Annotated in this window: 8 protein-coding genes, 12 tRNA genes and 4 rRNA genes; 1 reads left to right on the top strand and 23 read right to left on the bottom strand. The window is 43.6% G+C overall.

Annotation, left to right across the window (positions count from 1 at the left end; translation table 11 throughout):
* Positions 1-189: 189 nt before the first annotated feature.
* Both ACQ4KW_RS02075 and cdaA read right to left on the bottom strand, forming a co-directional pair.
* Positions 190-1,569, bottom strand: a complete 1,380-nt coding sequence (locus ACQ4KW_RS02075) for a CdaR family protein (protein ID WP_430884877.1) — start codon at positions 1,567-1,569, stop codon at positions 190-192.
* Complete coding sequence (gene cdaA, locus ACQ4KW_RS02070) at positions 1,566-2,387, bottom strand: diadenylate cyclase CdaA (RefSeq protein ID WP_430884876.1); 822 nt, start codon at positions 2,385-2,387, stop codon at positions 1,566-1,568. The genes ACQ4KW_RS02075 and cdaA overlap by 4 nt, the downstream gene beginning before the upstream one ends.
* A gap of 156 nt (positions 2,388-2,543) precedes the next feature.
* Here cdaA and ACQ4KW_RS02065 point away from each other — a divergent pair, with 156 nt between their 5' ends.
* Positions 2,544-3,506: a DMT family transporter gene (locus tag ACQ4KW_RS02065; protein WP_430884875.1), complete on the top strand. Its 963-nt coding sequence runs from the start codon at positions 2,544-2,546 to the stop codon at positions 3,504-3,506.
* Positions 3,507-3,722: 216 nt separating this feature from the next.
* Here the strand turns inward: ACQ4KW_RS02065 and ACQ4KW_RS02060 are convergent, their stop codons facing one another.
* The 21 genes from ACQ4KW_RS02060 to rrf (ACQ4KW_RS01960) all read right to left on the bottom strand — a co-directional run bounded on the left by ACQ4KW_RS02060 (position 3,723) and on the right by rrf (ACQ4KW_RS01960) (position 16,857).
* A complete protein-coding gene (locus ACQ4KW_RS02060) occupies positions 3,723-3,998 on the bottom strand; it encodes a chorismate mutase (RefSeq protein WP_430884874.1) in 276 nt (91 codons plus the stop codon).
* A 31-nt stretch (positions 3,999-4,029) separates the two neighbouring features.
* Positions 4,030-5,121, bottom strand: a complete 1,092-nt coding sequence (aroC, locus tag ACQ4KW_RS02055) for a chorismate synthase (RefSeq protein ID WP_430884873.1) — start codon at positions 5,119-5,121, stop codon at positions 4,030-4,032.
* Positions 5,102-6,382 carry a 3-phosphoshikimate 1-carboxyvinyltransferase gene (gene aroA, locus ACQ4KW_RS02050; RefSeq protein WP_430884872.1) on the bottom strand — a complete coding sequence of 427 codons (1,281 nt, stop codon included), beginning with the start codon at positions 6,380-6,382 and terminating at the stop codon, positions 5,102-5,104. The genes aroC and aroA overlap by 20 nt, the downstream gene beginning before the upstream one ends.
* Positions 6,382-7,467 (bottom strand): 3-dehydroquinate synthase, encoded by a 1,086-nt coding sequence (gene aroB, locus ACQ4KW_RS02045; protein ID WP_430884871.1) that lies wholly within the window; start codon positions 7,465-7,467, stop codon positions 6,382-6,384. Before aroB ends, aroA begins: the two co-directional genes overlap by 1 nt.
* A gap of 306 nt (positions 7,468-7,773) precedes the next feature.
* A tRNA-Phe gene (locus tag ACQ4KW_RS02040) sits at positions 7,774-7,849 on the bottom strand.
* Positions 7,850-7,865: 16 nt separating this feature from the next.
* A tRNA-Ser gene (locus ACQ4KW_RS02035) sits at positions 7,866-7,954 on the bottom strand.
* A 10-nt stretch (positions 7,955-7,964) separates the two neighbouring features.
* Positions 7,965-8,039: transfer RNA gene (locus tag ACQ4KW_RS02030), tRNA-Gly, on the bottom strand.
* Between the two features lie 6 nt (positions 8,040-8,045).
* Positions 8,046-8,130 (bottom strand) — tRNA-Leu (locus ACQ4KW_RS02025).
* Between the two features lie 3 nt (positions 8,131-8,133).
* Positions 8,134-8,209 (bottom strand) — tRNA-Val (locus ACQ4KW_RS02020).
* 35 nt (positions 8,210-8,244) lie between these two features.
* Positions 8,245-8,319 (bottom strand) — tRNA-Glu (locus ACQ4KW_RS02015).
* A 7-nt stretch (positions 8,320-8,326) separates the two neighbouring features.
* Positions 8,327-8,401: transfer RNA gene (locus ACQ4KW_RS02010), tRNA-Asn, on the bottom strand.
* 10 nt (positions 8,402-8,411) lie between these two features.
* Positions 8,412-8,528: ribosomal RNA gene (gene rrf, locus ACQ4KW_RS02005) — 5S ribosomal RNA — on the bottom strand.
* A gap of 216 nt (positions 8,529-8,744) precedes the next feature.
* Positions 8,745-11,657 (bottom strand): 23S ribosomal RNA (locus tag ACQ4KW_RS02000).
* A 206-nt stretch (positions 11,658-11,863) separates the two neighbouring features.
* Positions 11,864-11,940 (bottom strand) — tRNA-Ile (locus tag ACQ4KW_RS01995).
* A 60-nt stretch (positions 11,941-12,000) separates the two neighbouring features.
* A 16S ribosomal RNA gene (locus tag ACQ4KW_RS01990) occupies positions 12,001-13,531 on the bottom strand.
* The 16S, 23S and 5S rRNA genes sit together here with 8 tRNA genes alongside, the layout of an rRNA operon.
* A 536-nt stretch (positions 13,532-14,067) precedes the next feature.
* Positions 14,068-16,011 carry an HD domain-containing phosphohydrolase gene (locus tag ACQ4KW_RS01985; RefSeq protein ID WP_430884870.1) on the bottom strand — a complete coding sequence of 648 codons (1,944 nt, stop codon included), beginning with the start codon at positions 16,009-16,011 and terminating at the stop codon, positions 14,068-14,070.
* A 323-nt stretch (positions 16,012-16,334) separates the two neighbouring features.
* Positions 16,335-16,411, bottom strand: a tRNA-Pro gene (locus ACQ4KW_RS01980).
* Positions 16,412-16,424: 13 nt separating this feature from the next.
* A tRNA-Thr gene (locus tag ACQ4KW_RS01975) sits at positions 16,425-16,500 on the bottom strand.
* Between the two features lie 9 nt (positions 16,501-16,509).
* Positions 16,510-16,586: transfer RNA gene (locus tag ACQ4KW_RS01970), tRNA-Asp, on the bottom strand.
* A 13-nt stretch (positions 16,587-16,599) separates the two neighbouring features.
* A tRNA-Glu gene (locus tag ACQ4KW_RS01965) sits at positions 16,600-16,674 on the bottom strand.
* Positions 16,675-16,740: 66 nt separating this feature from the next.
* Positions 16,741-16,857, bottom strand: a 5S ribosomal RNA gene (rrf, locus tag ACQ4KW_RS01960).
* Positions 16,858-16,864: the final 7 nt, after the last annotated feature.

Here is a 16,864-nt window from a genome sequence, read left to right as displayed (position 1 = left end):
TCTAAAAATGGACCTGATATGACCACGATTCTGTTTTTGTCTGCCATATCTTAGGTCTTGTAAGCTTGACCCACATCCATTTTATCATGTTTGGGCTTTTAACAACAAAAAAGACTGCAAATATTTGCAGTCTTTTTTAAGAGTCTTATTTTTTAACGAAAGGGCTCTCTTATCTCAACCATCAAAGGTCTATTCATTTATGTTATCGTCCGAAGGGGACTGTGAGCCACCCGACCCTTGACTCGTATCTTCATTTTCAGAAGAGTCTTCGTTTGGTGTGTCCTCGTTTTGGTAGTCGTTGATAAGCTCTTTTAGGCGGACTGGAATACGTACAGAATCAGAATCCACCTCTATGGTCTTTATGGTCTGGTCTGGTTCCACCTTGACGACAATTTCATTTGTAATGCCCGGCTTTAGATTTGAACCATCATAATATAGCTCAAATGATGATACATCGACATCTTCCATAACCGACTCAATATCTCGAACGGTGAGTCGCACCACACCAGAGATATCTCTTTGCGTGACCAGGTACTCATCATTCATATTTCTAATTTCAATACTTGAGCCTGGTATCTCAAACACTTTTGTTTCATAGGCTTCTACATAAACCGTCGCTATAGCTGGTACATTGAGGTATGGCGCTGTGATGCCCTCTGGCAAGTCCAGTTGGATTTCCACATCTGCCGTACTCATTATCCCTGAAATATCAATAGGCATGGTATAGAGCCTGTCTAATCCATCAATATCAGCTTCACTACCACGGACAGTTACCGCAGCAGGATTAATTTGTATTTTCACGATTTCATACCCATCCGCGGCTTGACCTGTTAGGCGTTCGTTAAGAGAAAGGGTTTTTAATTTTGATATACCAATTGTCGAACGGACATAGTCTCTTCCAAGGGCAACACCGCCGACCACATTGCCGTCATTATCGACTGGCTTGACAGGTATTTCTTTTTCAAGGTCACTTGTTGTGCCATCAATCTTCATTTCACCATAAACCATGGCGACATTATTGACATAGGACTCTGGACCTTTCACAATAATTTCCTGTGGTTCAAAGCTAAGTTCACCTTTCACATAGCCACTTTTGGTTTCACCTGTGACCTCAAGGTTGACAGGTTTTGAAATCTCCACAACTCTATCTAAAAATAGCTTTATTTCTTTTTTGGATAGATCATCCACTGTAAAGCTCCCATTGAACGTACGGGTTTCAAGAGGAACGCTCACATCGCCCTTGCCATAGCCCGTCAAGTCAGCCGTCACACGAACATCTTCATTCGTCACATCAAAGAGGTCATTTCTACGCCCCTTCACTTTCACATTCACAAAGTGTTCCTGTTCATTCATAATGATCAGGCCATTTTCAGTGACACTTGGGGTGTTAAGGAGTTCAACGCGGATGTTCTCCAGTTCCTTCACTATTTCTGGATTGACTTGATCCATAACATACAGCCAAAACAGGATAGCAAAAAGTATTGAAATTATTTTTTGTCCCGTGTTGCTTGATAGCCTGCTGCCGTTAAACACTTCTGCAACACGGCTTACCCATGCTGGTCTAGTCATTTATTAAATCTCCATCTCTTTTTCGATATCAAGGCCTTCTCATTTTCCGGCTCAAAGGCCTCCATGAGTTTACTGGACAATGTTTTTGGGTCAAGGAATCTTGAAAGCTTGCCATCCATAGCTATGGAAATAGCACCGGTTTCCTCTGAAACAATAACGACAATGGCATCCGACTGCTCACAAATTCCAAGAGCCGCTCTATGCCTTGTGCCCACTTCCTTACTTAAGTTCGGATTTTCTGACAGGGGTAAAAAACAACCCGCTGCAAGTATTTTATCTTTACGCACTATGACAGCGCCATCATGTAGAGGCGTGTTGGGAATAAATACGTTAATCAGCAATCCACTTGAGATTTTGCCATCAATTTTAACACCAGTTTCTACAATATCATTAATGCCGGTATCTCTTTCCATGACAATAAGAGCACCTATTCTATCTCTTGAAAGGGTACTCACAGCCGTCACAACCTGGTCCACGGACTCCTGCAGAATTTCTCTGTCAACTTCTGCAAAGGACTTGGACAGCAGTTTGCTTCGTCCTATGTATTCTAGCGCTCGTCTCATCTCTGGCTGGAACACAATGAGCAGGGCAACAACCCCGAGTGTCAATGTGTTTTGGAGAATGTAGTGCACAACATACAGTTTGGCCCACTCACTCAACTTTGAAACAACCAGAAGAATAATAATCCCTTTTATAAGCTGTTCTGCCCTTGTTTCACGAATAAGAGACAATAGCTTGTAAAAGACGAATGCCACTATGAAAATGTCAACAATATCCAGCAGTCGGATATTCAAGAATATATTCATGATCGTTTCCAAAAGTCATACTCCTCTTCTAAATTCTTAGCCATAACAGTATACTACATTTTGTTTACACATAGTGACACGCGTACAATTTGTAGTATAATCTTAATGTTACATGAAATTATAGTTCAAAACAATATCGTAAAGGTTACAGAATAAAGGAAGATTATTATGTCAGACAAATTTTATAAACATCCCATCGCGATATTTGCTCTTGCCACCTTTGCCTGTGCTCTTTGGGGCAGTGCTTTCCCTTCACTGAAAGTGAGTTATGCTGCTCTTGATATAGGCGGTGCGGGTTGGGCAACCAAGCTTCAATTTGCCGGATATAGATTTTTCCTTGCGGCAGTCTATATGCTTGCTTTCATCCTCGTTACAAAGAGAAAATTAAAAATCACCAAACAGGTCATATTGCCTCTTGTTGCACTTGGTATCGTACAGACGTCCTTGCAGTATCTTTTCTTCTACAATGGACTTGCAAATACAACAGGGGTCAAAGGATCCATTATGACATCTCTAGGAACATTTTTCTCCATCGTCTTGCCGCACTTTTATTATGCAAACGACAAAATGAATCGACAAAAGTGGTTCGGACTCATTCTCGGATTCAGCGGTGTGGTCTATGTGAATCTTGCCAAAGGTCCCCTCACAGGTGGCTTCGCGTGGAATGGAGAGGGCCTGCTCATAATGGCAGCTCTCACAGGCGCTGTTTCGTCAATTATGGCAAAGGAGCTATCTGGTCGTATGGATACAGTTGTCATGACATGCTATCAAATGTTTACCGGGTCCTTCATCATGATTATAATTTCATGGCTTGCCTTAGGTGGTAATGTTATTCATATCACTGCGGATATTGTTCCAATATTTATGCACTTGGCTCTGATTTCATCTGCTGGCTTTGGAATTTGGTTTACCCTACTTAGTAAGAACCCAATCAGCCGTGTTTCTATTTACAAGTTTCAAATACCGATTTGGGGATCAATTCTTTCCTCCATTTTTATACCTGGAGAGTCATTGAATTCGGAGATTCTTTTATCTCTTGTGCTGGTTTCATCAGGGATATTCCTAGTCAATATGCCTCAATCTAAAAAAGCAAAATTGAAAGCTCAGAATTCTGCTGCTAATGCTAAATAAGCGGCCTTTGCACAGGATAAAAAGTCGATCATGTCCCCATGTAATGAATAGATTATTCTGAAATACAAGTCTATACAGACTTTGTTTGTGATAGAACCTCGCTTTTTCACAAACACTTAGAACGAAAAATTCCCCTTGTATCACTTAGATACAAGGGGATTATCTTTTCATAATCAATCTTCTTTTTTCCTTACAAGTCGACTGTTTAAAGACAGTCTATTTCAGTTCGTCCTGAACCAGCGCTTGAACATTTCGACTTGATTTTAAAATTGCTTCGAACACAGATTCAAGGGCCTTTTTCAAAGCCAAATCCTCTATATGTTCTGTCCTGTTTTTAATCAGTTCAGATTCTCTATTGGCATCCCGAATAGGAAGATTATGCTTGTATTTATACTCAGAGATCGCCTTTGAAATCTCCATTCGCTTTACAATCAGTTCCACAATTTCTTTGTCAAGAGCGTCTATTTCATTTCTAAAATCATTTAACTTCAAATGTTTCCACCTTCCAGCCTATTCTTAACCACTAGAACTTAAACCCTTCATCCATCATAGCATCCAGCAGGGCAATTGCAAGAACGGATTCAATAACTGGGACAGCCCGTGGTATTATACAAGGATCATGTCGGCCCTCCACCGAAAGGTCAACAGGACTTGCTGTTTCTATATTTATAGTTTTTTGCAATTTTCCAATGGATGGTGTCGGTTTAATGGCCAGAGTGACTTCCACAGGCATTCCATTGGTTATCCCCCCTAATATCCCACCATTATTGTTGGTTCTTGACTCTATAACTTCATTTTCAATATAGATTTCATCATTGGCATCTATGCCTCTCATATCTGAAAGGGCAAAACCCGCCCCGAACTCAATGCCTTTCACCGCTGGAACAGAAAACATGATATGTGCTATCCGACTTTCCATCGAGTGGAAGAAGGGTTGTCCCAGACCAGCCGGTACATTACTTGCAAAAGCATATATCTGACCACCCACAGAATCATGTTCCAGCCGTGCTTCTTCAATAAGCTTTTCCATTTTGTCTCTTTGAACAGGATCATAAACCGGCAGTTTTTGTGCCTTCCACTGGCTAATATCATCATTCATGATTTCCACCAGTTTGGGCACACTGCTGTAAACCCCTCCGACTGATTTGACAAGCGCTCCAACTCTTATGTTTTTCTTTTCCAGCACCTGTTGAGCCACAGCACCTGCAAATACGATTCCAGCAGTTAGTCTTCCGCTGAAATGTCCGCCACCTCTATAGTCATGAAACCCCTTGTACTTCTTATAGGCACTCCAGTCAGCGTGACCGGGTCTTAGCACATCCTTCACTTTAGAATAGTCCTTCGACCGCTGATTGGTGTTTCTGATCAATATGGCCAGAGGAGCCCCAGTTGTATGTCCATCAAAGTAACCACTTAATATCTCAAAGGCATCTGCTTCTTGACGCGGTGTTGCCATCTTAGAAGTGCCTGGTCGTCGTCTTTTCATTTCTGACTCAATCCGTGTTAAATCCAGTTCAATACCTGGCGGCAAGTTGTTGATAACCACCCCAAGTCCACTTCCGTGGGATTCCCCGTAGATCGTAAGACCAAGTGAACTACCCCATGTTCCATTCACTGACAACACCTCCTAATTTCTGATAATCTTTGAAAAACTCAGGGTATGACTTATTAATGGCTTCCCAACCTTCAATAGTCAATTTTTCACTACAAGATATGGCAGCGATGGCCATGGCCATAACAATTCTATGGTCATTCCACCCCTCAACTCGCCCCCCTTGCAATGATGTCACACCCTTAATGATTAGGCCGTCTGGTGTTTCCTCAATCTGCCCACCAATTTTATTAATTTCCGTGGCTATGGCATTTAATCGGTCTGATTCTTTTAAACGAACTCTTTCTCCACCATATATATGCATGGTCCCCAGACTCAAACTGCCAAGAACAGCTAAGATAGGAACCAAATCTGGAATTTCACTCACATTGATTTTTACATTATGTGTTTGACTCGGATGCACAGTGATAGAGTTTTCTTTGTACTCAACCCGTCCACCCATTTCTTCAATGATTTTGAATATTCTTGAGTCTCCTTGTCGGGTTTCTTCAGACGTATTCTCTATTACAATCGGATCTGAACCAATGCATCCAGCCACTGCCCAAAAAGCCATTTGAGAATAATCGCCTTCAACGCGAACTGGTCTTGCCATATAAGCCTGAGATCCCTTTATCTCAAAAAACTCATAGTTATGATTGTCTACTTCAACCCCAAACATAGCCATAACATCTATGGTTAAATCCACATAGTCCCTTGACTCAAGCTTGCTTGTCATTCTGATGGTTGAGTCACCCTCTAATAAAGGCAGTGACATAAGAAGCCCCGTAACAAACTGAGAACTGATATGTCCAGGCAGTTCATAGACACCTGACTTTAATGTCCCTTTTATGGTAAGGGGCAAGTGGCCATCATATGTATATTCTATCCTTGATTGATCAAATATACTAAAATAGGGATCTATCGGTCGTGTCTTTAATTTTCCCTTGCCTTCAAAACATGCAAACTGTCCTGATAGGGCCGTTATGGGAATCATAAACCGAAGAGTCGATCCAGATTCTTCACAGAACATTGTCGTGTCCTTTAATGCCGTCGGCCTACCCATTCCATTGATCTTCATTTCATTCTCATAAAAATCAATTTCGGCCCCCAGTGTTTCTAGGCAAGTCTTTGTTGCTCGTATATCAACGGATTCCTTTATGCCCTTTATGATGGACTGACCTTGGCTCAATGCCGCAGCAATCATGATCCTATGGCTTAGACTCTTGGATGGTGGCGCACTGACCGATCCTCCCAGTCGTGCTGATTCAATTATCATTTTACCCATCACAGCCCCTCCTTCATCATCATGTAAAACCCATCCAGTGATGTCTCATAAATAATGGGCTGACCAGGTTTTTCAACAAGTATTACATTTAACTTTGCATTCAGATTTTTCTTGTCTTTTGCGATCGTTTCAATCCAAACATCTGGACTGGCCTTGGTCTCTGGCTGATATAGATCAAAGGCCTTAAGTAAAACTTCCAGTCTCTTGACAAGTCCCTTTTGGGTAAGACCGTGATGCTCAGAAATTTTTTGTATATAATACATGCCCATCGCAACAGCTTCTCCATGGGTATAACCTTTATAATTGTGAAATTTTTCAATAGCATGGCCAATGGTATGCCCATAGTTTAAAATCATTCTTTGTCCAAAATCTTTTTCATCTTGAACGACAAAGTCTCTTTTAGAAGCACAACACAACTCGATAATGCTTTCTCTACAATCAAGAACACTCTTAAATGGTGCCTTCTTAGTAGCAATATCTTCAAACAAATCCAGAAGATCAGGTCTATTTATAAATCCATACTTTATGGCTTCACCTATACCATCACGAAGATATTTATGTGGAAGAGTGTCTAGGGTCAAAGGGTCAATAAGGACCGCTATTGGCTGATGAATAGCGCCTAGTAGGTTTTTTCCTGCCTTAAGATTTATACCTGTCTTTCCGCCAACACTGCTGTCAATTTGAGCAAGCAAGCTTGTTGGAACTTGAATCACAGGCACTCCACGAAGGAGTGTTGCGCCTATAAATCCAGCCAAGTCACCAACAACGCCGCCACCTAGAGCGAGAATAGGGTCTGTTCGCGTATGCCCAGATTCAATAAGCTTTTCGGATACAAATTCATAAGTAGAAAAGCTCTTACTCCCTTCCCCGGGTTTAACAGCAAATACTTCAACCATAAAACCAGCGTGTTCGAGAACTTCCACAACCTTTCTCGAATAGATTTTCGAAACATTTTCGTCTGTAACAATTGAAATCCTTTGACCTGAGTAATACATGGTCACATAGCTTGCAATATTTTGTATCAAATCACATTCTACATGAATTTTATATGGATTTCTCGGTAGATTCACATCCACAACCGGCATAGAATAGCCCCCTTTTATATGGTCATTTTCTATATTTCTGTTGCTATTTCAAACACTGTTCTAACTGTCTTTATATTACACATTCTTTTCTGAATGCAAAGGCAACCTCTCACTGGAATATTCGCAACGTGTCACTTGCCTTCTTAATATTCTATAATGTTTGCTGCATCTTTGCACTCACTTTTGGGTATTTCCTCGCTTCATTTAATTTTTATACATAAATAATTTTAAGAACTCTATTCTTTTTAAAGATCCTATATATGCAAATAAAGCTGTCTACAGATTAAATCTGTAAACAGCTTTTCTTGGTGCCCAGAGGCGGAATCGAACCACCGACACGGGGATTTTCAGTCCCCTGCTCTACCGACTGAGCTATCTGGGCAAATCTTAAAATAAAATGGCGGAGAGGGTGGGATTCGAACCCACGTGGGCTTGCACCCTAACGGTTTTCAAGACCGCCCCGTTATGACCACTTCGGTACCTCTCCGTATTTTAAATGGAGCGGAAGACGAGATTCGAACTCGCGACCCTCGCCTTGGCAAGGCGATGCTCTACCACTGAGCCACTTCCGCAAAATTTGGTGCGGGTGGAGGGACTTGAACCCCCACGTCTATTGACACTAGAACCTAAATCTAGCGCGTCTGCCAATTCCGCCACACCCGCATGTGGTGGGAGTAATAGGGCTCGAACCTATGACCCTCTGCTTGTAAGGCAGATGCTCTCCCAGCTGAGCTATACTCCCAAAATAAATGCTTTCACATTCATTATTAAATTAAGTGGTGACCCCTAGGGGATTCGAACCCCTGTTACCGCCGTGAAAGGGCGGTGTCTTAACCACTTGACCAAGGGGCCAAATAAATGGCTCCAAGGGTGGGACTCGAACCCACAGCCTACCGGTTAACAGCCGGTTGCTCCACCATTGAGCTACCTTGGAACATTTTAGAAACCGGCGACGACCTACTCTCCCAGGCGGCTGCCCGCCAAGTACCATCGGCGCTGAGGAGCTTAACTGCTGTGTTCGGAATGGGAACAGGTGTGGCCTCCTCGCCATCATCACCGGATTTCATTGTCTGAAATGTTTTCTACTGCGTCACTCTTCGTTGCACATCTTCTCTCACTCAGTTACGTACCACAGTACGCGCCTTCGCTCTTTCAGATATGCGCCTCGATTGACTTGTATTAAACACTTCAGTATTTAAAGAGATTGAACTCTTCAAAACTGCACATGATAATATTTTAGAAGATTTGTTTCACGTTGGAATGACTCAAAATCTATATTGGTCAAGTCCTCGACCTATTAGTATCCATCAGCTGAGTACATTGCTGCACTTACACCTTGGACCTATCAACCTGTTAGTCTATCAGGGGTCTTACTCCATAAAGGATGGGAAATCTTATCTTGAGGGGGGCTTCGCGCTTAGATGCCTTCAGCGCTTATCCCGTCCATACGTAGCTACTCTGCAGTGCTCCTGGCGGAACAACAGATACACCAGAGGTATGTCCATCCCGGTCCTCTCGTACTAAGGACAGCTCCTCTCAAATTTCCTGCGCCCACAGCGGATAGGGACCGAACTGTCTCACGACGTTCTGAACCCAGCTCGCGTGCCTCTTTAATGGGCGAACAGCCCAACCCTTGGGACCGACTACAGCCCCAGGATGAGACGAGCCGACATCGAGGTGCCAAACCTCCCCGTCGATGTGGACTCTTGGGGGAGATAAGCCTGTTATCCCCGGGGTAGCTTTTATCCGTTGAGCGACGGCCCTTCCATTCGGTACCGCCGGATCACTAAGTCCGACTTTCGTCCCTGCTCGACCTGTATGTCTCGCAGTCAAGCTCCCTTTTGCCTTTGCACTCTTCGCGCGATTTCCAACCGCACTGAGGGAACCTTTGAGCGCCTCCGTTACTTTTTAGGAGGCGACCGCCCCAGTCAAACTGCCCACCTGACATTGTCCCGACGCTGGATAACAGCGCACGGTTAGGACACTGATATAGCAAGAGTGGTATCCCAACGGTGACTCCATACACACTAGCGTGCATACTTCTTAGTCTCCCACCTATCCTGTACATGCTATACCAAAATCCAGTGCCAAGCTACAGTAAAGCTCCACGGGGTCTTTCCGTCCTGCTGCGGGTAACCGGCATCTTTACCGGTACTACAATTTCACCGAGTCCATTGTTGAGACAGTGCCCAAATCATTACGCCTTTCGTGCGGGTCGGAACTTACCCGACAAGGAATTTCGCTACCTTAGGACCGTTATAGTTACGGCCGCCGTTTACTGGGGCTTCGATTCAAAGCTTCGCTTACGCTAACCTCTCCTCATAACCTTCCAGCACCGGGCAGGCGTCAGCCCCTATACATCGTCTTTCGACTTAGCAGAGACCTGTGTTTTTGGTAAACAGTTGCTTGGGCCTGTTCTCTGCGGCCGCTTCGGGCGTTAACCCTAATGCGGCACCCCTTCTCCCGAAGTTACGGGGTCATTTTGCCGAGTTCCTTAACAATGGTTATCTCGCTCGCCTTAGTATTCTCTACTCTCCTACCTGTGTCGGTTTACGGTACAGGCACCTAGGTCTCGATAGAAGCTTTTCTTGAAGGACTCTCCAACGACTTCGCTACTTATTTTTCGCTCCCCATCACGCCTTGCAATTAAACCAGCGGATTTGCCTACCGGTTCTCACTTGACGCTTGGACGCACATCCATCGGTGCGATCGTTTTGCATTCCCTGTCACTCCGTCTCTCAGACGACTTTCGGTGGTACTGGAATCTTAACCAGTTGTCCATCGCCTACGACTTTCGTCCTCGGCTTAGGTCCTGACTAACCCTGGGCGGACGAACCTTCCCCAGGAAACCTTAGGTTTTCGGCGGGCAGGATTCTCACCTGCCTCTCGCTACTCATGCCAACATTCTCTCTTGTATACAGTCCACCACTCCTTACGGTATAGCTTCTGCCCGTATACAATGCTCCCCTACCCAACGTCTAAACGTTGCCGTAGCTTCGGTGCCAAGTTTGAGCCCCGGTAATTTTCGGCGCAGGGTCACTCGACTAGTGAGCTATTACGCACTCTTTAAATGAATGGCTGCTTCTAAGCCAACATCCTAGTTGTCTAAGCAACCCCACATCCTTTCCCACTTAACTTGGACTTTGGGACCTTAGCTGACGGTCTGGGCTGTTTCCCTCTCGACCATGAATCTTATCATACATAGTCTGACTCCTGATTATATGACTGCGGCATTCGGAGTTTGATAGTCTTCGGTAGGCGGTGAAGCCCCCTAGGACAGTCAGTGCTCTACCTCCGCGTCACTCACATCAAGGCTAGCCCTAAAGCTATTTCGGGGAGAACCAGCTATCTCCGAGTTCGATTGGAATTTCTCCGCTATCCACAAGTCATCCCAACCTTTTTCAACAGATATGGGTTCGGGCCTCCACTGAATTTTACTTCAGCTTCACCCTGCTCATGGATAGGTCACCCGGTTTCGGGTCTACGCCATACAACTATACGCCCTCTTCAGACTCGCTTTCGCTACGGCTTCAGTGCTGAACACCTTAACCTTGCTATATAACGTAACTCGTTGGCCCGTTCTACAAAAAGTACGCCGTCGAACATATAAAGTTCTTCGACTGCTTGTAAACATAGGGTTTCAGGTTCTTTTTCACTCCCCGACAGGGGTTCTTTTCACCTTTCCCTCACGGTACTATGCGCTATCGGTCACTAAGGAGTATTTAGGCTTGGGAGATGGTCCTCCCGGCTTCCCACAAGGTTTCACGTGCCCCGTGGTACTCTGGTGCGCATCGTGGGCCTTCTTCTTTCGTCTACAGGACTGTCACCTTCTTCGGTGGGTCTTTCCAAACCTCTTCGACTAGAATACCGCCATCACTTATGATGCGTCCACAACCCCAGAAACCGTAGTCTCTGGTTTGGCCTGCTTCCCGTTCGCTCGCCGCTACTTAGGAAATCACTTTTGTTTTCTTCTCCTTCGGGTACTTAGATGTTTCAGTTCCCCGAGTCTCCCTCCGTACACCTATGTATTCAGTGCACGGTGACTACCTATTACAGTAGCCGGGTTTCCCCATTCGGACATTCCTGGATCAACGCTCGCTTGCAGCTCCCCAAGACTTTTCGCAGCTTACCACGTCCTTCTTCGGCTCTTAGTGCCAAGGCATCCACCCTATGCTCTTATTAACTTGACCAATTTTCTAAAATAACCTAAGTTATTTTCGATAAACTGTTCTCTTGATATTAATCAATGAGTAATTATTCGAGTTTGAGTTTTGTTTACCTCAGTGAAACTGTATCTTCCCTTAATTCTCAAAACTTAGTTTTAATTATCTTGGTTTGATACGTTTTCGTCTTCTAATTTATTTCATATGCAGTTTTCAAGGTTCAATTCTTGAAGTGGTGGGCATAGGTGGATTCGAACCACCGACCTCACGCTTATCAGGCGTGCGCTCTAACCAACTGAGCTATACGCCCACTTCTTAAGAAACTTTACAGTCTCTCAAAATTAAACAGTATAGAGTACGTTCTCCTTAGAAAGGAGGTGATCCAGCCGCACCTTCCGATACGGCTACCTTGTTACGACTTCACCCTAGTCACTGATTTCACCTTCGACCGCTTCCTCCCACAAGGGGTTGGATCACGGGCTTCGGGCGCCCCCAGCTTCCATGGTGTGACGGGCGGTGTGTACAAGACCCGGGAACGCATTCACCGCGGCATTCTGATCCACGATTACTAGCAACTCCAACTTCATGCAGGCGAGTTGCAGCCTGCAATCCGAACTGAGATCGGCTTTATAGGATTTGCTCCAGGTCACCCCTTCGCTGCCCGTTGTACCGACCATTGTAGCACGTGTGTAGCCCAGATCATAAGGGGCATGATGATTTGACGTCATCCCCACCTTCCTCCGTGTTGTCCACGGCAGTCTCTTTAGAGTGCCCAGCCTAACTGATGGCAACTAAAAATAAGGGTTGCGCTCGTTGCGGGACTTAACCCAACATCTCACGACACGAGCTGACGACAACCATGCACCACCTGTATCAGATGTCCCGAAGGAAAGGTCCGGCTAAGGACCGGTCATCTGTATGTCAAGACCTGGTAAGGTTCTTCGCGTTGCTTCGAATTAAACCACATGCTCCGCTGCTTGTGCGGGTCCCCGTCAATTCCTTTGAGTTTCACACTTGCGTGCGTACTCCCCAGGCGGAATACTTAATGCGTTAGCTGCGGCACCTAGGTTCGACCCCAGACACCTAGTATTCATCGTTTACGGCGTGGACTACCAGGGTATCTAATCCTGTTCGCTCCCCACGCTTTCGAGCCTCAGCGTCAGTTACAGTCCAGTAAGTCGCCTTCGCCACTGGTGTTCCTCCTAATATCTACGCATTTCACCGCTACACTAGGAATTCCACTTACCTCTCCTGCACTCAAGTCAAACAGTTTCAAAGGCTTACATCGGTTGAGCCGATGCCTTTCACCCCTGACTTGCTTGACCGCCTACACTCCCTTTACGCCCAGTGATTCCGGATAACGCTTGCCCCCTACGTATTACCGCGGCTGCTGGCACGTAGTTAGCCGGGGCTTATTCCTTGGATACCGTCAAATTTTCTTCTCCAAGAAAAGAACTTTACAACCCGAAGGCCTTCATCGTTCACGCGGCGTTGCTGCATCAGGCTTTCGCCCATTGTGCAATATTCCCCACTGCTGCCTCCCGTAGGAGTCTGGACCGTGTCTCAGTTCCAGTGTGGCCGATCACCCTCTCAGGTCGGCTACTGATCGTCGCCTTGGTAAGCCGTTACCTTACCAACTAGCTAATCAGACGCGGGCCCATCCTGTACCACCAGAGTTTTTACCCCTGTGCTATGCAGCACTGTGGTCTTATGAGGTATTAATCACCGTTTCCAGTGGCTATCCCTCTGTACAGGGCAGGTTGCCCACGCGTTACTCACCCGTCCGCCGCTTTCCACTCCATCCGTCACCCGAAGGATCCGTCAAAAGCTTCTCGCTCGACTTGCATGTGTTAAGCACGCCGCCAGCGTTCATCCTGAGCCAGGATCAAACTCTTTGAAAAAATGTTTCAAATTGTTTTGTCCGTCTCAGATATGCTGACTAATTATTGTTATCATTATATCCGTTTCGAATCAATTGTTTTGCATCTAGACCTTGTCTTGATGCGGTAAAGAATTGAACGTGTTATAATTCTATACTGTTTAATTTTCAAAGACCGTTAAATCAACTTGTTTTATGTAAAAACTTGATTGATTTTTTGTTAAGCGCTGTGTTCCAGCGACTCTATTATCTTACCAGTGTCATCCGAATTTGTCAAGAACTTTTTAAAAAGTTTTTTTCTTGAAAAGTTCTTGTACTCGTTGGTAACAGACCGTTTCTCGCGCTAGCAATGCTGGCCTGTCGTTGACGACTTGTATATAATAGCACCTTCCTGAGATTGTGTCAACGGCTTTTTAAATAAAAAATAATTCTGAAAAATACCACCTATAGTTTACATGTCTATGTCTCCCTAATCTAAGAAAAAAACGATGCCATATTCGACATCGTTTTAAGGTATATCTAGTATTTCCACATCATATTATACACAATATAATGTATTTAAGAAATCATAGCCAGGCCGCTTTGGTTTTCAGCAGCATAGAAATCACTAATTTGCTTTTCAAATTTTGACCAGTTCGCAAGGACAATATCAACAATCTTGGGATCAAAATGTTTTCCTTTTCCCTCACCTATAATTGATTTCGCCTTTTCCATATCAAAAGCTTCTTTGTATGGACGCTTACTTGTCAGTGCATCAAGAACATCGGCTAAAGCGACAATGCGAGCGGATAATGGAATATCTTCTCCCTTTAATTGATCAGGATAACCACTTCCATCATATTTTTCATGATGATGGCGGACAATCTCTATCCCTGTTTTATAGAAAGCTCGACTTTCTCCCTTAATTTGGTCATTCATATCTTCTAATATGTCTGATCCTATAGACACGTGGGTTTTCATCAAAGCAAACTCTTCAGGGGTCAACTTCCCTGGCTTTAAAAGAATGCCATCTGGAATACCAACTTTGCCAATATCGTGTAGTGGACTGAAATCCTTAATTTGCTTAATCAGACTATCGTCAAGAATATCTTTGTATACACCGTCTTTATAGAGAAGTTCAGCAATCATTACAGAATATGTCTGCATTCTATCTATATGATTGCCTGTATCCGAATCCTTAGATTCTACCAATTGGGCAAAGCCTCGAATGGTGGACACAAGAAGCTGGTCATGCAAAAAGCTATGGTCAAAAGCTGAAGCTAGAGATCCTGCTATGGTTTTTAGGAAATTTATATGTTGTCCTTCATAACAATTCTTTTGTGTTGACGAGAAGAATACCACCCCGACACATTCATTACGTACTATTAAGGGAAATGTCACACTGGAGCGCATGCCTTCGTCCAGCATAAGCTTTGTTGATTCGGAATATCTCTTTAGGGAATAATAGTTTTCTAAGTCGTTTAGAACACGTGGTTCTCCTGATGAGATAATAGATTCTAAGCTTGTCTCACTAAGTTTAGCAGTGTAGTTCTTCCCCAATTTAATTGATTTATCTGAACGAGCACTCAACGCTCTTATATGTGTTTTATCCGATGTTAGCACAGCAATGCCAATTCGATTATATGGTATATAGGCCTTAAAACTTGAAAATATAAAATCTAGAATATCTTCAAAGTGATCATGCTCACTTAACTTTTTCACCAAAACCTCAATCGTGTTCGTTTTATTGTGAAAATGATTGTATGCATCTATCAGCTCACCAATTTCATCATTTCTACTATTGGTGATTGCTTTTTGATGGTATCCATCTGTGCTCACACCAATTTCATTGCGAATCTTCTTTAGAGGATACATGACTTTTATATGAACAATCCAAACATATGCAAAAGCAACCATTATAATAAGAATGCCTATACTCGTAAATGTACGATGCTTGATGGTCTTTAAAATTGATAATCTATTCTTTTCGGTAAGATATATTATCTTATCTAGATTTTCTGTATGCATATGCGCCTTAGCCAGACTTTCGTAAATAAAACCTGCATCTATACTTTCTTCTTGATTTGATCCACTTACCAACTGACTTTCTAATAAAATGTTTTGGGAAAGCGCATCCAATGCATCTGCCGCTTTTTTCATCCTATCATATGAATTATCTAGTATCCTCCGCTCTGGAAAATGTACTTTATTCATTTGAAGGACAGCTTGACTGATATTTACGTATTCAGCCTGTATTTGTTCTCGCCTTTTTAAAGCCTGCTCGAAATCTGGTTCATTTTTATTTTTAAAGTTTAGGTCTTGAATAGATGTGTTTAAGTCTATCAATCCGCTAATATAAACATTCAAGGAACTTTTCACCTGAATTGTTTCATTTTGATACTCATCTATAATAGATATTCTTTTAAAATCATTGTTCGTTGTCCAAAGAAAAAAGATCACCCATAAAATGATTGAAGCTGTAATAGCTATCGATTGCTTTGTAATTTTGTTTCTTGTAAACATTTAAGGTCACCAGCTCCCAAAGCTTTATCCTACTTTTTTACTATTTTATGTATCATCATTATAATATCATTTTCAAGAGATTTGAGCAGATTTCTCTGAATTTTGATCATTAATTATTTTTAAAGTTTCAATTGTCTTCACCTACAATAACAAAGTGAAAACACATACATGCAGTTTTTTGCTATGCGATCATTGCTGACACTACGATGAGCTGCGAAACCGACTTGAATCCAGGATTGTATATATTCTTATCGTTATCAAATTCTATGAAACTTTCGCACATACGAAAAAACCATCATTCATTGAATGATGGTTTTCTATAATGGTCGGGGTGGCAGGATTTGAACCCGCGACCCTCTGGTCCCAAACCAGATGCGCTACCAAACTGCGCTACACCCCGATAAAAAAATAAATGGAGCCGGTGATGGGACTCGAACCCGCGACCTACTGATTACAAGTCAGTTGCTCTACCAATTGAGCTACACCGGCACATTTAAATGGCGACCCAGAAGAGACTCGAACTCTCGACCTCCAGCGTGACAGGCTGGCGTTCTAACCAACTGAACTACTGGGCCATATAATAATAAGTGGTGACCCCTAGGGGATTCGAACCCCTGTTACCGCCGTGAAAGGGCGGTGTCTTAACCACTTGACCAAGGGGCCAATTTATCATTGTCCTACCCCCAGGTAGGAAACACATTCACGCTTTCGCGAAAAATGTAAAAATGAAACCGGCGACGACCTACTCTCCCAGGCGGCTGCCCGCCAAGTACCATCGGCGCTGAGGAGCTTAACTGCTGTGTTCGGAATGGGAACAGGTGTGGCCTCCTCGCCATCATCACCGGATTTCATT

This window comes from Tianxiuia mixotrophica (genome assembly GCF_050596425.1).
Classification (GTDB): Bacteria; Bacillota; Clostridia; order Peptostreptococcales; family Acidaminobacteraceae.
The sequence above is the reverse complement of the archived record's forward strand: the minus strand, read 5'-3'. Positions and strand labels throughout refer to the sequence as shown.